Genomic DNA, 1,163 nt, shown 5'->3' with positions numbered 1-1,163 from the left:
CTTCTCAAGTACCGAACCAGGCTCTTCTATAGCCGGTTCCCCCACCATAGCTCCTGGAAATCAGTAGATCGCTGGGTCAAAGCCTTCGCAGCGTTCCACAATGCCATCATCTAACCTTGACACCCTCAGGTGGTCAAGAAGAGAAAGATTAAGCTTCGAATATGAGTCCTTGAATTCAATAATGTAATTCACTAGTTCACTCAGTAGGTCATGGGCAACATCTTGAGTTTCGGGTATCGTACGGGATATTTCGATATCAGTAAAGTCTTCAATACCATCTATGTATTCCTGAGTCTGCTTTTTTCGCTCTCTTTTTGAGCTATCAAAGGAGATTGATGGTACAGAAAATGGATTGAGATACTGTGTCTTGAATGTGAAATATCCGCCACGTAGCGTGTATCCGGTGTTACTCAAGAAGAACCACAAGACGGGAGAGTTCATAACTGCTAGCAGATATTCCTCAGACACCTCAATGTTCTCGTTTTTAAGTAACCCGTAAACCTTCGTGGTGTGATATAGCCCCCCGGAGTCATATGTGAAATTGCTACCATAACTAATCTCTGGAGTCAGAATTTTTTCTTTTCGGAACTTTGTTAGATTCTTTGGATACACATAGTCATACCACCTCTCATGGTCCATCTTACCATTTTCTCTACCGCGAAGATCGTCTTCATGCTCCCTTAGATATTCATAAGTTCTGGGATATTTAGATTTTAGTTGCTCTTCATCGACAAACTCGGCATTCCCTTCCTCAAAATGATACGGAAAGATAACCCAGTATCGGGGTTCAAGCGGTTCGTATCGGCTAACGTCCTTACCCTTTAGGAATGGTTTGAGCAACTCCTTTTCGAGAGTGTAAGTATTACCATTTTGACTTTTGACTTTGACCAATTCATCATCGGTACCCTCGTCTAAGATCTCCACTAGATAGATCCGGTCAGCACTCGTTTGAAGCCCAACAAAAATATTCAGGCATTCTTCAAGAGAGGGACCGCTTCGATCTATCTTATTAAGTAAATCTTCTTTCTCTTCTGAGTGCTTTGTTGAATCCGATGACGGCGTCGGGGTCACTGTTTGAGCGCCTGTTCGAGGTTGTAGACTGCGGCGGTCAACACGAGTTCGCGGAACTCGCGGTACCACGCGCGAGGATGGACAGCGGGGCC

1 protein-coding gene and 1 pseudogene are annotated in these 1,163 nt (G+C 44.4%); both read right to left on the bottom strand.

What is annotated here, in order from left to right:
• Positions 1–60: 60 nt before the first annotated feature.
• A complete protein-coding gene (locus tag NO889_RS16345; RefSeq protein ID WP_256413280.1) occupies positions 61–1,071 on the bottom strand; it encodes a TaqI-like C-terminal specificity domain-containing protein in 1,011 nt (336 codons plus the stop codon).
• A pseudogene (locus NO889_RS16340) lies at positions 1,068–1,163 on the bottom strand (IS5/IS1182 family transposase); the annotation flags it as partial. The pseudogene NO889_RS16340 and the gene NO889_RS16345, both read right to left, overlap by 4 nt.

This window comes from Halorubrum rubrum, assembly GCF_024494685.1.
Taxonomy (GTDB): domain Archaea; phylum Halobacteriota; class Halobacteria; order Halobacteriales; family Haloferacaceae; genus Halorubrum; species Halorubrum rubrum.
Note: the sequence above shows the minus strand (reverse complement) of the source record. Positions and strands in the feature narration are given on the sequence as shown.